Source organism: Enterobacter cloacae complex sp. P38RS, from assembly GCF_014930775.1.
Lineage (GTDB): Bacteria > Pseudomonadota > Gammaproteobacteria > Enterobacterales > Enterobacteriaceae > Enterobacter > Enterobacter bugandensis.
In genome coordinates, this window is record NZ_JADBRS010000007.1 from 11,756 (window position 1) to 29,822 (window position 18,067).

Annotated in this window: 1 protein-coding gene; it reads left to right on the forward strand. The window is 63.0% G+C overall.

The genetic code is table 11. The features are described from left to right. Positions 1-45: 45 nt before the first annotated feature. Positions 46-18,051, forward strand: coding sequence for an Ig-like domain-containing protein (locus IM303_RS11225; RefSeq protein ID WP_193359912.1), 18,006 nt, complete (start codon positions 46-48; stop codon positions 18,049-18,051). Positions 18,052-18,067: the final 16 nt, after the last annotated feature.

Sequence of the window (18,067 nt, forward strand, 5' to 3'; positions counted from 1 at the left end):
GGTGGATATATCCACAGGGATCCGTACACCTGCAAGGAGAGGAATATGAGTAACGTAAAGGTTGTTGATGTCATCATTCGCAAAACGGCGGAGAAAACGAAATTAACCGGCGAAGGGAATCTGTCGGTCTCTATTTCATCGCCGAGCGTGATTGAAATTCAGGGCTCTGCTCAGGACGTGGTGCGTTATGTCCGCCAGGGTAAAGACCTTCTCATTTATATGAAGGACGGCAGCGTTATTCGCTGCAATAACTATTTTGTTGAAGATCCTGAAACCCAACATCAGTCAGAGCTGGTGTTCAACGACGGGCAGGAACTGACTCATCTCTCTTTTGCCGATGCCGGGGAAGCATCAGGCGTTGCCGCTACTGAATTAACCGCGCAGGCCACACCCATTAGCAGCATTGAACCCTTCCTTGAGCAGGGAAGCGCCCTGAGCGATGCCCCGTGGGGCTGGATTGCAGGGGCGGCGTTAGGCGGCGGTGCTATCGGCGCACTGCTGGCCCACGGCGGTGACGGCGAAACCAAAACGAAAGTCATTGATAACACAAAAGAAGTGGAAAGCGCCACGCCGACCTTCCTGCTGTCGGACAAGGTGGGCGACAAGCAGGGAGTGCTGAGCGCAAACGCCCTCACGGACGATAACGCGCCGACCTTCAGCGGTACCGGTCAGCCGGGCGCGACCATCCAGATTAAAGACGGCAGCGGCAGCACCATCGCCAGCGCGATGGTCGGTAAAGACGGCACCTGGACGGTAAAACTCCCGACCCAGGCCGACGGAGAGCACACCTGGTCGGTGGTGCAGATCGACGGCAGTAAAACCACGTCAGCGGGCAACATCACCGTGACCGTTTCTACGTCCGAGGCCACGCTTACGCTGGCGACAACGGCGGGTGACAACGTGATTAACGCCAGCGAACAGTCCGCAGGCTTTACGCTGTCCGGCAGCAGCCAGCATCTGGCGCAGGGAACCGACGTTTCCGTAACGCTGAACGGAAAAATCTACACCGCTCAGGTGGGAGCAGACGGCGCGTGGAGCGTTAACGTGCCTGCGGCAGACGCGCAGGCGCTCAGCGACGGTACCTGGACCGTCAGCGTCAGCGGCAAAGACGCGGCGGGTAACACCGTGAGCGGAAGCCAGACGATTGGCGTGGATACCGCTGCGCCAACGCTCTCCGTCGATACGCTCGCGCAGGACAACATCATTAATGCCGCTGAGCACAACCAGCCGCTGACGCTGAGTGGTAAAACCAACGCGGAAGCCGGGCAGATTGTGACGGTGACGCTGAACGGCAAAAATTATAACGCCACGGTGGGCAGCGACGGCACCTGGTCCGTCACGCTGGCGGCCAGCGAGGTGCAGGCCCTCAATGAAGGTCACCACACCCTGACGGTGAACGTCAGCGACAAAGCTGGCAACGGCTCGTCCGTGACCGCGGATTTCACGGTAGATACCAACGCGCCGGTCGTCACCATCAACACCGTCGCGGGCGACGATATCCTCAACACCAGCGAGCAGGGCCAGGCGCAGATTATTTCCGGGCAGGCGAGCGGCGCGGCGGCAGGCGATGTCGTCACCGTGACCGTTGGCGGCCAGACCTTCACCGGCGTCGTACAGGCAGACGGCAGCTGGAGCGTGGGCGTTCCTGCCTCCGTCGTCGGCGCGCTGGGTGAGGGCAACCACACCATTGCCGTCTCCGTCACCGACGCAGCGGGGAACACCGGTAGCGCCACGCACGGCATTGCGCTGAGCGGCAACCCGCCGGAATTTACGATTGACGCCATCAGCCAGGACAACGTGCTGAATGCCCGGGAGGCGATGCAGCCGCTGAGCCTGAGCGGCACCAGCAACCTGCCGGACGGCAGCGCCGTTACCGTGACGCTGAATAACGTCAGCTATCAGGCGACCGTCGAAAACGGTATCTGGGCGGTTCAGGTGCCGGTATCCGACGTCCTGAATCTGGCGAACACCCTTTATAGCGTCAGCGTCAGCGGCACCGACAGCGTGGGTAACAGCGGCTCCGCAGAGGCGAATCTGCTGGTCGATACCGTGCTGCCGAAGGTGATCATTAACACCTTTGCGGGGGATAACCTGGTTAATAACGCCGAAGCGGGCGTGGACCAAACCCTCAGTGGCCGCGTTACCGGCGCGGCGGCGGGCGATACGGTGTCTGTTACCGTTGGCGGTAAGAGTTACAGCGCCACGGTGGGCAGCGATCTGACCTGGAACGTCACGATCCCTTCAGCGGATCTTCAGGCGTTCGGCGACGGGGATTTGACCTTTACCGCCTCCGTGACCAACGGGCACGGTAATACCGGCACCGGCGAGCGCGATATCAATATCAACGCGGAACTGCCGGGTCTGCGCGTAAACACCATTTCCGGCGATGACGTAATCAACGCCATCGAGCAACAGCAGGATCTGACCGTCACCGGCGCCAGCACCCATCTGGCCGCAGGTACGCCGATTGTCGTCACCATCAACAACGTCGACTATCAGGCCGTGGTGACCGCCAGCGGCGGCTGGAGCATTGGCGTTCCTGCTGCGGATCTGCAGGCCTGGACGGCCGGAGGTATGACGGTCAGCGTCAGCGCGGAAGATGCCTGGGGCAACACCGTTGCGGCTGAACACCCGATTGAACTCGATCTCAACGCCGTGGCGGTCACCATTGATACCGTCTCCGGCGATGACCTGCTGAACGCGGCAGAAAAAGGGAGCGATTTAACCCTTTCCGGCCAGACGCAGGGCGTGGAGGCAGGGCAAACCGTGGTGGTGAAATTTGCCGACCAGACTTTTACCGCGCAGGTGCAGCAGGATGGCTCCTGGAGCCTGACCGTCCCGGCGCACGCCATGGAAACGCTGATTGACGGGCGGGCGCAGGTAAGCGTCAGCGTGACCAACGTCAGCGGCAACAGCGCGGACGCCTCACGCGTGGTGACCGTCGATACGCAGCCGCCGACCATTACGCTCGATAATCTGACCGACGACAACATCATCAATGCGGCAGAAGCGCAGCAGGATCTGCTGCTCAGCGGCAGCACAACCGCTGAAGCGGGCCAGACGGTCACCGTGACGCTGAACGGCAAAAACTATCAAACTACCGTGCAAGCTGACGGCACCTGGACGCTGAACGTGCCTGCCGCCGACGTTGGCGCGCTGGCAGACGGCACTGTCACCGTGACGGCCTCCGTCAGCGACGTGGCAGGTAACAGCAGCAGTGCGGACCGCGTTGGTCTGGTGGATGCCACCGTGCCGCAGGTGACCATTAATGACTTTGTCACCGACACCAACACCGTTAACCAGCTGGCCCATTCTCAGGCGCAGATCCTGAGCGGCTCCGTCACTGGCGCTGCGGCGGGCGATTTGGTCACCATCACTATTAATAACGTGGACTACACCACCGCGGTGGACGCGGCGGGCAACTGGAGCCTCGGCCTGCCTGCATCCGTCGTTCAGGGGCTGACGGACGGCACATGGACCATTAACGTCTCCGTGACCGATCGGTCCGGCAACACCGGCAGCAGTTCTCTGGATGTGGTGGTGAATACCGTGACGCCTGTTATCGGTATTAACACCCTGGCCGTAGATGACGTGATCAATGCGGCAGAGAAGGGCAAAGATCTGCTGCTTTCCGGTACCAGCAACCAGCCGGAAGGGACCACCATCACCGTAAACCTGAACGGTATCAACTACACCACCACCACTAACGCCAGCGGCAGCTGGAGCGTCACCGTGCCCGCCTCTGCGGTGAGCGCGCTGGGCGAAGCCAATTACACCGTGACGGCGAGCGTTACCGATAATGTGGGCAACAGCGCCTCAACCTCGCACGATGTGCTGGTGGACAGCGCGTTGCCGGTCGTCACTATCAACACTTTCGCGACCGACAATATCGTCAACGCGGCGGAAGTCACCGCAGGGCAAACCCTGACCGGGAAGGTCTCTAACGCGGCATCGGGCGATACCGTCACGATTATCCTCGGCGGGCAGACATACACCGCTACCGTGCAGGACGATCTCTCATGGAGCCTGCCGTTAACCGAGAGCCAGTTAACCGCGCTCGGCAACGGCGAACTGACCGTATCGGCCAGCGTTACCAACGCGCACGGTAATACCGGTTCGTCTTCGCTGGACTTCACCATCGACGCCCAACTGCCGGGCCTGCGTATTGATACCGTGGCGGGTGATGACGTCATTAACGTCATTGAGCACGCTCAGAACCTGATTGTTTCCGGTTCAAGCACCGATCTGGCAGCGGGCAGCACCGTCACGGTGACCATTAACGGCAAGATCTATTCCGCAACCGTACTGGCGGACGGTACCTGGCAGGCGGCGGTTCCGGCAGCGGACGTGTCCCAGTGGGCGGACGGTTCGCTGGATATCAAGGCAAGCGCGCAGGATCCTTCCGGCAACCCGGTGACTATCGGCGCCATCGTGGACGTCGATCTCGCGCCGGTCGCCGTCAGCATCAACAGCGTGACCGCGGACAACGTGCTCAACGCGGCAGAAAAAGGTCAGGATCTGGTGCTTTCCGGCTCCTCCGCGAACGTAGAAGCGGGCCAGACCGTCACCATCACCTTTGCGGGTAAAACCTACACCACGACGGTGAACGCCAACGGCGACTGGACGTACACCGTACCGGCAGCCGATTTGAGCGGCCTGAAGGACGGCGACGCCAGCGTGAAGGTCAGCGTGAGCAATCTGAACGGCAACGCGGCGTCGTCTGCGCAGGAGTTCAGCGTCGATACCGCCGCGCCAACGGTGACCATCAATACCATCAGCGGCGACAACATGCTGAATGCGGCTGAGGCAGCGCAGGATCTGACCCTGAGCGGGACGTCCACTGCCGAAGCAGGCCAGACGGTTACCGTAACCTTCAACGGCAACCAGTACACCACGCAGGTGCAGGCTGACGGTAGCTGGACGCTGGACGTGCCGGCAGCCGATCTGGCGGGCATTACCGACGGTAACGCCACGGTCACGGCTTCCGTATCCGACAAAGCCGGCAACCCGGCCAGCGCGGATGCCTCCGTGCTGGTGGATACCACCGTACCGCAGATTAGTTTCAACATCGTCGCGGGCGACGACATTGTGAATATTGCCGAGCACGGCCAGGCGCTGATCGTCTCTGGCAAGGTCACGGGCGCGCAGGCGGGTGACGTCATTACCGTCACCCTGAACGGCAAAGACTACACCGCGATGCTGGACGCGTCCGGAAGCTGGAGCGTGGGCGTTCCGGCGGCAGACGTGGGCGCGCTGGCTAACGGCGAGCAGACGATTTCCGCGACCCTCACCGACAAAGCGGGTAACAGCACCACCGCCACGCATGAATTTGACGTCTCCCTGGCCGCGCCGGAGATTGCCATCAATACCCTGGCGCTTGACGACGTGATTAACGCGGTCGAGAAAGGCCAGGATCTGCTGATTTCGGGCACCAGCAACCAGCCGGAAGGTACAGCCATTACGGTGATCCTGAACGGCATCAGCTACGCCGCGACCACCAACGCCAGCGGCGGCTGGAGCGTGACCGTTCCGGCGGCGAACGTCTCTGCGCTGGGCGAAGCGAGTTATACCGTCACGGCAAGCGTGACCGATAGCGCAGGCAACGGCGCGAACGCCAGCCATAGCGTGCTGGTCGACAGCGCGCTGCCACAGGTCACCATTAACGCAATCGCCATCGATGACGTGATTAACGCGGCGGAAGTCGCTTCCGGACAAACCCTGAGCGGGAAGGTGAGCGGCGCGGCGAGCGGTGACACTGTCACCCTTTCAATAGGCGGCAATACGTATACCGCGACGGTTCAGGACGATCTGAGCTGGTCGGTCAACGTGCCGTCCACGGTCTTAACCGCTATCGGTAACGGCGATGTGACGGTGTCAGCCAGCGTCACTAACGGCCACGGCAACACCGGCTTCGGCGAGCGCGACATCACCATCGACGCCAATCTGCCGGGCCTGCGCGTCGATACCGTGGCGGGCGACGACGTGATTAACAGCATTGAGCATGCGCAGAACCTGATTATCACCGGCTCCAGCGACGGCCTGGCAGCGGGCGCGTCGCTGAGCGTGATCGTCAACGGCAAAACCTACGCGGCCACGGTGCTGGCAGACGGTACCTGGACGGCGGCCATTCCGGCGGCAGACGTCAGCGCGCTCGGCGCAGGCACGGTCACCGTGAAGGTCGAGGGAAATAGCGCGGCAGGCAACCCGGTCTCCATCAGCCACGACGTGAAGGTCGATCTGGCGACGGTTGCTATCAGCATTGACGCGATTGCCACCGACGACGTGATTAATGCGGCAGAAAAAGGCGCAGATTTGGTGCTTTCAGGTACCACCAGCAACGTGGAAGAGAACCAGACGGTTTACATCACGTTCGGCGGCAAGTCCTACACGGCGAAAGTGGATGCCAGCGGCAACTGGACGGCGACTGTGCCGTCGGCAGATCTGGCTGGCCTGAAGGATGGCGACGCCAGCGTGCAGGTGAGCGTCACCAACGTGAACGGCAACAGCGCCTCGGCGGGACGCGAGTACGGCGTGGACGCCACCGCGCCGACGGTCTCCATCGAAATCGTCAGCGACAACAACATCATCAATGCCGCCGAAGCGCAGCAGGATCTGGTCGTCAACGGCGTCTCTAACGCCGAAGCGGGCCAGACCGTGACCGTCACGCTGAACGGCGTGAATTACACCACCACCGTGCAGGCCAACGGCAGCTGGAGCGTGACCGTGCCTTCTGCGGATCTGGGCGCGATTAACGACGGGAACTATACCGTCAGCGCCGTCGTGTCGGACAAAGCGGGCAACCCGGCCTCCGCGGCTCGCGATGTGCTGGTCGATACCACCGTGCCACAGCTGACCATCAACACCGTTTCCGATGACGATGTGATCAACAGCGCCGAGCATGGGCAGGCTCTGATCGTCACCGGCTCAGTGACCGGCGCGGCGGCGGGCGACGTGGTGACCGTCACCATCAATAACAAAGATTACACGGCGACGCTGGATGCGTCCGGCAACTGGAGCGTGGGCGTGCCTGCGGCGGACGTCGGTGCCCTGACCGCCGGGGATTACACCATCACCGCGGCGCTGACCGACAAAGCCGGAAACAGCAACAGCGCGACGCGCGAGGTGGAAGTCAACCTGAGCGCGCCGGTGCTGACCATCGACACCGTCTCCGGTGACGATGTGATCAACAGCAGCGAGAAAACGCAGGATCTGACCATCACCGGTACGGCTTCCGGACTGGCGGCGGGCGCGGTGGTGACCGTGATGCTCAACGGCAAAGCCTACAGCGCCACGGTTGAGGCCAACGGTAAATGGTCCACGACGGTTCCGGCGAGCGAAGTGGGTCAGTTGGGTGAAGCGCTTTACACCGTCACTGCCTCGGCAACGGACAGCGTCGGCAACGGCACCAGCACCTCGCACACCGTCAACGTTGAGTCCGTTCTGCCGGGGGTGATTATCAACACCGTCGCCGGTGACGACGTGATTAACGCGGCGGAGCTGGCTGCCGGCCAGACCATTAGCGGTAAGGTGGTGAATGCCGAGGCGGGCAACACCGTAACCGTAACGATTGGCGGCAACAGCTACACCGCAACGGTACAGAGCGATCTGACCTGGTCCGTCGATGTACCGGAATCGGTCCTGACGGCGCTGGGCAACGGCGATCTGACTGTAACCGCCAGCGTGACGAACGGCGTGGGCAACAGCGGCAGCGGCGAGCGTGAGATCGCGATAGACGCCAGCCTGCCGGGCCTGCGCGTGGACACCGTGGCGGGCGACGACGTGATCAACAGCATCGAACACGGACAGAACCTGATTATCACCGGCTCCAGCGACGGGCTGGCGGCGGGTGCGGCGCTGACCGTGACCGTCAACGGCAAAACCTATCCCGCGACGGTACTGACGGACGGTACATGGAGCGCGGCTCTCCCTTCTGCGGACGTAAGTGCCCTGGCAGCGGGCACGGTCACCGTGACCGTTGAAGGCCAGAGCAGCGCGGGCAATCCGGTTTCCATCAGCCACGATGTGACGGTGGATCTGGCGAACGTCGCTATCAGCATCGACGCCATTGCCACCGACGACGTGATTAACGCGGCGGAGAAAGGGGCGGATCTGGTGCTCTCCGGCACCACCTCAAACGTGGAGGAAAATCAAACCGTCACCATCACCTTCGGCGGCAAGAACTACACCGCCACGGTGGACGCGGCGGGTAAGTGGACCGCCACGGTGCCGGCTGCGGATCTGGCGGGCCTGAAGGACGGTGACGCCAGCGTGCAGGTAAGCGTCACCAACGTCAACGGCAACAGCGCCTCTGCGGGCCGCGAGTACAGCGTGGATGCCACCGCGCCGTCCGTCACCATTAATACGATTGCGACTGACGACATCCTGAACGCCACGGAAGCGCAGTCTGACCTGGCGATTTCCGGCAGCAGCACCGCCGAAGCGGGCCAGACCGTGACCGTGACGCTGAACGGCAAGGACTACACCACAACCGTCGGCGCGGACGGCAGCTGGACGCTGAACGTTCCGGCGGCGGATCTGGCGGCGCTTAATGACGGCAGCGTCACCGTTACCGCATCGGTCAGCGACAAGGCGGGCAACCCGGCATCCGTAAACCATAACCTGACGGTGGACGTGACCGTACCTGCGGTCACCATCAACGCCGTGGCGGGCGACGACGTGATTAACGTCGCCGAGCACGGTCAGGCGCAGATTATCAGCGGCACCGCCACCGGCGCGGCAGCGGGCGATAAGGTCACCGTGACTATCGGCGGCCAGACTTACACCACCATACTGGACGCGGCAGGTAACTGGAGCGTGGGCGTCCCGGCCAGTGTGATTTCCGGCCTCAGCGACGGCACCGTGACCGTCACTGCGTCTGTTACCGACGCGGCGGGCAACACCGGCAGCGGCACCCATAACGTGACCGTCGATACCGGTCTGCCATCGGTCAACTTCAACGTCATCAGCGGCGATAACGTTCTGAATGCGGTGGAAAAAGGTCAGGATCTGAGCGTGAGCGGCACCAGTGCCAACCTGGCGGAAGGCACCGTGGTGACCGTGACCCTGAACGGTAAAAACTACACCGCAACGACCGCTGCGGACGGCACCTGGAGCCTGACGGTTCCGGCTGCGGATCTGGCCGGTCTCGGTCAGGCCAGTTACACCCTCAATGCGACCGCCACCAACGGGGTGGGCAACAGCGTGAGCAGCGCTGCGAACCTGCTGGTCGACACCGCGCTGCCGACCGTCACCATCAACACCGTGGCGGGCGATAACGTTATCAACGCGGCGGAAGTGGCGGCAGGCCAGACCCTGAGCGGTACCGTGGCGAATGCCGAAGCGGGCAACACCGTAACCGTGACCATTGGCGGCAACAGCTATACCGCAACGGTGCAGAACGATCTGAGCTGGTCCGTGAACGTACCGTCTGATGTGCTGACCGCACTCGGCAACGGCAGCCTGAGCGTGACGGCAACCGTCACCAACGGCCACGGCAACACCGGCAGCGGCGAGCGTGAGATCGCGATCGACGCTAACCTGCCGGGCCTGCGCGTGAACACCGTGGCGGGCGACGACGTGGTCAACAGCATCGAGCACGGACAGAACCTGATCGTCACCGGCTCCAGCGATGGGCTGGCGGCGGGCACGGCGCTGACCGTTACCGTGAACGGCAAAGACTATGCGGCGACGGTGCTGGCGGACGGCACCTGGAGCGCGGCGGTTCCGTCTGCGGACGTGAGCGCGTGGCCGGAAGGCACAGTAAAAATCAGCGTCACCGGCGACAGCGCGGCGGGTAACCCGATCACCATCAGCCACGACGTTACCGTGGATCTGGCTACCGTTGCCATCAGCATCAACGCCATTGCCACCGACGACGTGATCAACGCGGCGGAGAAAGGGGCGGATCTGGTGCTGTCCGGCGCGACCACCAACGTGGAAGCCGGGCAGACCGTCACCCTGAGCCTGAACGGTAAAATCTACACCACTACCGTAGAAGCAGACGGCAACTGGACCTATACCGTGCCGGCTGCGGATCTGGCGGGCCTGAAGGACGGCGACGCCAGCGTGCAGGTGAGCGTCACCAACGTGAACGGCAACAGCGCTTCGGCGGGCCGCGAGTACAGCGTGGATGCCACCGCGCCGTCCGTCACCATCAATACGATTGCGACTGACGACATCCTGAACGCCACGGAAGCGCAGTCTGACCTGACGGTTTCCGGCACCAGCACCGCCGAAGCGGGCCAGACCGTGACCGTGTCGCTGAACGGCAAGGACTACACCACAACCGTCAGCGCGGACGGCAGCTGGACGCTGAACGTTCCGGCAGCGGATCTGGCGTCGCTCAGCGACGGCAGCGTCGCCGTGACCGCGAGCGTAAGCGACAAGGCGGGCAACCCGGCATCCGTAAACCATAACCTGACGGTGGACGTGACCGTGCCTGCGGTGACCATCAACACCGTGGCGGGCGATGACGTGATTAACCTCGCCGAGCACGGTCAGGCGCAAATCATCAGCGGCACCGCCACCGGCGCAGCAGCGGGCGATAAGGTCACCGTGACCATCGGCGGCCAGACGTATACCACCGTGCTGGACGCGGCGGGGAACTGGAGCGTGGGCGTTCCGGCCAGCGTGATTTCCGGTCTCAGCGACGGCACCGTGACCGTCACTGCGTCTGTTACCGACGCGGCGGGCAACACCGGCAGCGGCAGCCATAACGTCACCGTGGATACCGGGCTGCCGTCCGTGGGCTTTAACGCCATCAGCGGCGATAACGTCCTGAACGCGGTGGAAAAAAGTCAGGAACTAAGCGTCAGCGGCACCAGCGCCAACCTCGCGGAAGGCACCCTGGTGACCGTGACCCTCAACGGAAAAAACTACACTGCAACGACCGCCGCAGACGGCACCTGGAGCCTGACGGTTCCGGCTGCGGATCTGGCCGGTCTCGGTCAGGCCAGTTACACCCTCAATGCGACCGCCACCAACGGGGTGGGCAACAGCGTGAGCAGCGCTGCGAACCTGCTGGTCGACACCGCGCTGCCGACCGTCACCATCAACACCGTGGCGGGTGATAACGTCATCAACGCGGCAGAAGTGGCGGCAGGCCAGACCATCACCGGTAAGGTGGCGAACGCGGAAGCCGGTAACACGGTGACGGTGAACATTGGCGGCAACAGCTACACCGCGACGGTGCAGAGCGATCTCACCTGGTCCGTGGGCGTGCCGGAGTCCGTCCTGACGGCGCTGGGCAACGGCGATTTGACCGTGTCGGCGACCGTCACCAACGGCCACGGCAATACCGGCGCGGGCGAGCGCGAAATCGTTATAGACGCCAGCCTGCCGGGTCTGCGTATCAATACCGTGGCGGGCGACGACGTGATCAACAGCATCGAGCACGGACAGAACCTGATCGTCACCGGCTCCAGCGACGGGCTGGCGGCGGGCACCACGCTCACCGTGACCGTTAACGGCAAAACCTATGCGGCCTCCGTGCTGGCGAACGGAACCTGGAGCGCGGCGATCCCGGCCGCAGACGTGGGTGCCCTGGCAGCAGGCGCGGTGACCGTCACCGTGGCAGGCCAGAGCAGCGCGGGCAACCCGGTCTCCATCAGTCACGACGTCACCGTCGATCTGGCGGCCGTGGCGATCAGCATCGATGCGATCGCCACCGACGACGTGATTAACGCGGCGGAGAAAGGCGCGGATCTGGTGCTCTCGGGCAGCACCTCGAACGTGGAGGAAAACCAGACCGTCACAATCGCCTTCGGCGGCAAAACCTACACCGCGAAAGTGGATGCCGACGGCAACTGGACGGCCACCGTGCCTTCCGCGGATCTCGCGGGCCTTAAGGACGGCGACGCCAGCGTGCAGGTGAGCGTCACCAACGTGCACGGCAACAGCGCGACGGCAGGCCGCGAGTACAGCGTGGATGCGACCGCGCCGACCGTGACGATTGATACGGTGGCAGGTGATAACGTGATTAACGGCAGCGAAGCGGCTGCGGGCGTGGCCATCTCCGGCACCACCACGGCGGAAGCCGGGCAGACGGTCACCGTGACGCTGGGCGGCAAGAGCTATACCGCTCAGGTGCAGCAGGGCGGTATCTGGAGCGTCAACGTACCGGGCACTGACCTCTCCGCACTGGCCGAAAACGGTTACACCCTGCAGGTCAGCGTGAGCGACGCCGCGGGTAACCCGGGCAGCGCGGGCAAAGCGATTACGCTTGATACCACACCGCCGTCCGTCAGCTTTAACGTCGTGGCGGGCGATGACGTCATCAACAGCGTGGAGCACGGGCAGGCGCAGATCGTGAGCGGCACGGCAACCGGCGCGAGCGTCGGCGATAAGCTGGTCATCACCATCGGTTCGAACCAGTACACCACCACCGTTGACGCCAGCGGCAACTGGAGCGTGGGCGTTCCGGCCAGCGTGATTTCTGCCCTGACCGACGGCACCGTGACCATTAGCGCGACCATTACCGACAGCGCGGGCAACAGCAGCACCCAGACTCACGACGTGGTGGTGAACACGGCTTCCGTGGCGCTGACGGTGAATACCCTCAGCGGTGACGACGTCATCAACGCGACAGAAGCGGGTAGTGCGCTGGTGATTAACGGCTCCAGCGCCCAGTTCGCCAGCGGGACGCAGGTCACCGTGACGCTGAACGGCAAGACCTATACGGCCACCATCCAGAACGACGGCAGCTGGACGACCACCGTTCCGGCCGCAGACGTGGGTGCCCTGGCCGATGGCGCGAGCTATCAGGTATCCGTGTCGGCGCAGGACAGCGCGGGCAACAGCGCCTCGGCGACGCACGGCATCAGCGTGGATACCACCGCGCCTGTCGTGAGCATTGCGACGCTGTCGGGTGACGACATGCTGAACGCGCTGGAAGCGCAGCAGCCGCTGACGGTACACGGGTCGACCAGCGCGGAGGCGGGCCAGACCGTCACCGTGACGCTGGGCGGCAAAACCTACACTGCGCTTGTGGGCAGCGACGGCACCTGGACGCTCGATGTGCCGGCGGCAGATCTGGCTATCCTGAGCCAGGGGGCGCTGACGGTCACCGCGTCGGTCAACGACATAGCCGGTAACGGCGGCCAGACCACGCACACCTTAACGGTGGATACCGCTGCGCCGACCGTGACCATCAGCACCGTGGCGGATGACGATATCGTCAACAACGCGGAGCAGCTGGCGGGCCAGACCATCCGCGGCACCACCACGGCAGAACAGGGCCAGACGGTGACCGTTTCCTTCAGCGGGCACAGCTATCAGGCGACCGTCGGGGCGGACGGAACGTGGTCGGTCTTCGTGCCGGGGCGTGATTTCCTCGGCCTGAGCGACGGGGATTACACCATTACCGCGTCGGTAAGCGACAGGGCGGGCAACCCGGGTAGCGCAACGCATGACGTGACGCTGAATGGCGATGTCCCAACCATCACCATTAACACCTTTGCGCAGGACGATATCGTCAACGCGGCCGAACACGGCACGCCGCTGGTCGTCAGCGGCACCACCGACGCGCCTGCGGGCCAGACGGTGACCATCACCCTGAACGGCAAAACCTACGCGGCGACCGTGCAGAATGACGGTACCTGGAGCTACACGGTGGGCAGCGCAGACGTCACCGCCCTGGCAGACGGCGGTTCGTACGTGATTAAGGCGCAGGTCAGCAACGCCATCGGCAACAGCGCCAGCGATAACCACACCGTCACCGTCGATCTCACCGCGCCGTCGATGGGCATCAGCATTGATTCGCTGCAAAACGACACCGGCCTGAGCGCGACGGATTTCATCACCAACGATAAGCAGGTAGTGGTCAACGGCTCCCTGACCGCGCAGCTCGGCAATAACGAGAAGGCGCAGATCAGCCTCGACGGCGGCACCACCTGGATTGACCTGACAGTGACCGGCACCACGTGGCGCTACACCGATGGCCGCACCCTGACGGACGGTACGTATCAGTACCAGGTGCGGGTGATCGATAGCGCGGGCAACGTGGGGGCAACGGACAGCCAGGACGTGGTGATTGACCTGACGAAGCCTGCGGCAACGACCATTACCGTGGATTCCGTCACCCAGGATACAGGCCTGTCCGGCAGCGACTTTATCACCAGCGACAACCAGATCAGCCTGAAAGGGACGCTCGGCGCGGCGCTGGGCAGCGGCGACCACGCGCAGATCAGCCTCGACGGCGGCGTCACCTGGACCGACGTCAGCGTGAGCGGCCTGACCTGGACCTACGTGGACGGTCGTACGCTGGCCGACGGGGATTACAACTACCAGCTGCGCGTGATTGACGACGCGGGCAACATCAGCGCCACCGCCAGCCAGGTCGTGACGATTGATACGGTTGCGCCGGACGCCAGCAAAACGATCGCTATCGACAGCATCAGCGACGATACCGGCCTGAGCAGCAGCGACTTTATCACCAACGATACGTCACTGACGCTGCACGGCTCGCTCGGCGCGACGCTGGCCGACGGCGAGTATGCCCAGATCAGCATCGACGGCGGCGTCACCTGGCAGAACGTGATTGTCACCGGCAACAGCTGGTACTACGTGGACGGACGTACGCTGGGTAACCAGACCTATGACTACTACGTGCGCGTGGTGGATGCGGCGGGCAACGTGGGCGCCAGCGCCCATCAGCAGGTGACCGTCGATACGGTCGCCCCGGATGCGGCGATTACGGTGACGGTGGATAACATCACCGTGGATACTGGCTTCGACAATAACGACTTCCTGACCAGTTCGACCTCGTACACGCTGCATGGCACGCTTGGCGCAGAGTTAGGGGCGGGTGAGTACGTGCAGGTGAGCATGGACGGCGGCAGCACCTGGGTTTATGCCACGGTAAGCGGTACCCAGTGGCGCTATAACGACACGCGCACCCTGGCCGACGGGGATTACAGCTATCAGGTGCGGGTAGTCGATCAGGCGGGCAACGTCGGTGCCACTACCACCCAGACCGTGACGGTGGATACCCAGGCGCCGCAGTACGGCATCACCATCGACAGCATCAGCGATGATACCGGGCAGTCCGGGAGTGATTTCATCACTATGGACACCACCCTGACCATCAACGGCTCGCTGGGCAGCGCGCTGGCGAGCGACGAACGGGTGCAGATCAGCCTCGACGGCGGAAACACCTGGGTTGACGCCACGGTCACCAACCAGCGCTGGAGCTACACCGATACCCGCGTTCTGCCTGACGGAGACTACACCTGGCAGGTGCGGATTATCGACCAGGCGGGCAACGTCGGCTCCACCGCCTCTCAGGTGGTGACGGTGGACACCACGCCGCCAGCTACGGTAGGCACGGTAGTGAGCTATACCGACGGTGAAGGCGAGCGTCAGGGCACCTTCGGCAGCACGGTGGCCACGGACGATAACGCACCGCTGATCAACGGTACGCTCAACCGCGCCCCTGAAGACGGCGAGATCGTCCAGCTATACCGCGACGGCGTTCTGCTCGGTCAGGTGACCATGAACGGCAGCGCAAGCTGGTCCTTCCAGGATAACGGCCTGAGCGATGGCAACCACACGTACATCGTGCGCGTGACCGACAAAGCCGGTAACTACACGGAATCGGACGGCTTCGTGCTGAACGTTGATACCAGTATCCCGACCACCACGGCGGCGATTACCGCCCAGACCACGTCGGATACCACCCCAATCGTCAGCGGTACCGTCTCCGCCGACCTGGTGAACGGTGAATACCTGGTGGTGACGGTGAACGGGAAAACCTACACCTCCCAGACGGGGGGGGCCGTGGTAGTCGACCCGGACCACAATACCTGGTACCTGCAGATCCCGGACGGCGATGCCCTGAGCGTGGCGGGCTACAGCGTGACGGCGCAGGTGAAGAGCAGCGCGGGGAACGGCAATACCACCGGTACGGCGACCGGCAGCCTGGTGATTGATACCACCACGGTGAATACCGACTGGGCGACCACGGCGGGGAACAGCAACAACTCCACCATGACCTTCGGCATGAACAGCAGCGGTCTGTGGAATATCATTGCGAACACTCAGGCTTACTCCAGCAGCGATAGCTCGACCTATGCCGGCAATACGCTGACCAACACCCGCGGCTACTACGTGGTGAGCCAGACCGCCGCCGACTTTGACCGTAACGGCACGCAGGATATCTTCGCGACCGAGAATACCTACGCCGGGTCTACTCAGGTGATGTGGACCTACGATGGCAGCACCTATAACGCCAGCCAGCTGGCGATGGGGACCACCATCTGGTACGGCGGCGTGATTGCGTACGATAAAACCGGCGATGGCTACCTGGATCTGGCCTACGGCGATGCCGGTATGGACTCACTGACCTACCTGGTGAACAACAACGGCGTTCTGTCGCCGGACGGCACCGGCGGGGAGGGCGGTTTCTACGGCCAGTTCGACTCCGGGCGTGAAATCTCCGGCGTCGACCTGAACAACGACGGTACGGTGGATATTGTCCAGCACACCAACCGCAGCGGCGCGTACTCGTTAACCGTGATCAACAACAACGGCAACGGCACGCTCTCCATCGGCCAGAACCTGACCAACGTGTTTGTGGTAAACGCCGCGAATACCACCACGGCGGCGTCCATGACGTGGGCGGATTTCAACGGCGATGGCTACATGGATCTGTACCTGGGCAGCAGCTACAACAACAACGGCGGGGTGATCTACTACAACGACGGTACCGGGAAGCTCTCGACCACCAAGAGCGCGGTGGAAGCCTCTAACGCCACGGCGGGGTATCTCTCGGTGGCGGTGGACTGGAACGGGGACGGGCAGATGGACATCATCAAGCTCAGCACCTACGGCGGTTCACAGACGGCGACGCTGTTCACCAACAACGGCTACGGTTCCAGCTGGACCGCCAGCCAGCTTAAAACTGGCCTGGCCTACGCCACCGGCGTGGCGGCAGTGGACTACAACTGGGACGGCGCGAAGGATCTGCTGGTGTCGCAGCAGAACGGCAAGGTGGTGCTGGTGCAAAACAGCGCCAAAATTGCCGACGGTACCGCGATGCACCTGCACATTGTCGACAGCGAGGGCATCAATGCCTTCTACGGCAACACGGTCAATCTGTACAACGCCGCGGGCGTGTTGGTGGCTTCGCAGATCATTAACGCCCAGTCTGGTATTGGTTCGAACGATACCTCTGCGCTGGTGAGCTTCTACGGGCTGGATCCGAATGAAACCTATTCGGCCGAGATCCTGAAGATCACCAACGGCGTGTCGGATAACGTCACCTGGAGCGGTCTGGAGGCGGGCAACGGCAAAGAGGGCTACGTTCTGACGGCCGAAGCGGCCACCGGCGGCCACAGCGGGACCCTCACCGGGACCGGGTATAACGACACCTTTATCGCAGAGGATGGCACCTATACCTACAACGGTTCCGGCGGCTGGAATACCCATTCCGACTACGACACCTGGAGCAACACCGGCGGGATGGACGTGGTGGATTACCGCAATGCGACTTCCGGCGTAACCGTTGATTTGCGTCTCTCTACCGCGCAGGACACCGGGTTCGGTACGTCACGACTGCTCAACATTGAGGGCATCAACGGCTCGAACTTCGACGACGTCATTACCGGCAACAGCGGTGATAACCAGTTCGAAGGCCGCGGCGGGAACGACACCTTCAACATCGGCAGCGGCGGTCACGATACGTTGCTCTACAAGCTGATCAACGCGTCGGACGCGACGGGCGGTAACGGTCACGACGTGGTGAACGGCTTCACAGTCGGCACCTGGGAAGGGACCGCGGACACGGATCGTATTGACCTGCGCGATCTGCTCTCCGGCAGCGGCTATACCGGCACGGGCTCGGCGAGCTACGTGAACGGCGTGGCCACGCTGGACAGCAGCGCGGGCAACATCACCGATTACGTCCGCGTGGTGCAGAACGGCAGCAATACCGAAATCCAGGTGGATCTGGACGGTACCGGCGGCCAGTTCTCGCCAACCACCCTGGTGACGCTGAACGGCGTGCAGACGGACCTGGCGACGCTGCTGGCGAATCATCAGCTGTTAATTGCGTAAACCAACGCCGCGGGGA

Excerpts from the sequence above, each read along its gene's own strand:
- IM303_RS11225 (WP_193359912.1), top strand. The coding sequence starts at position 46 with ATGAGTAACGTAAAGGTTGTTGATGTCATCATTCGCAAAACGGCGGAG.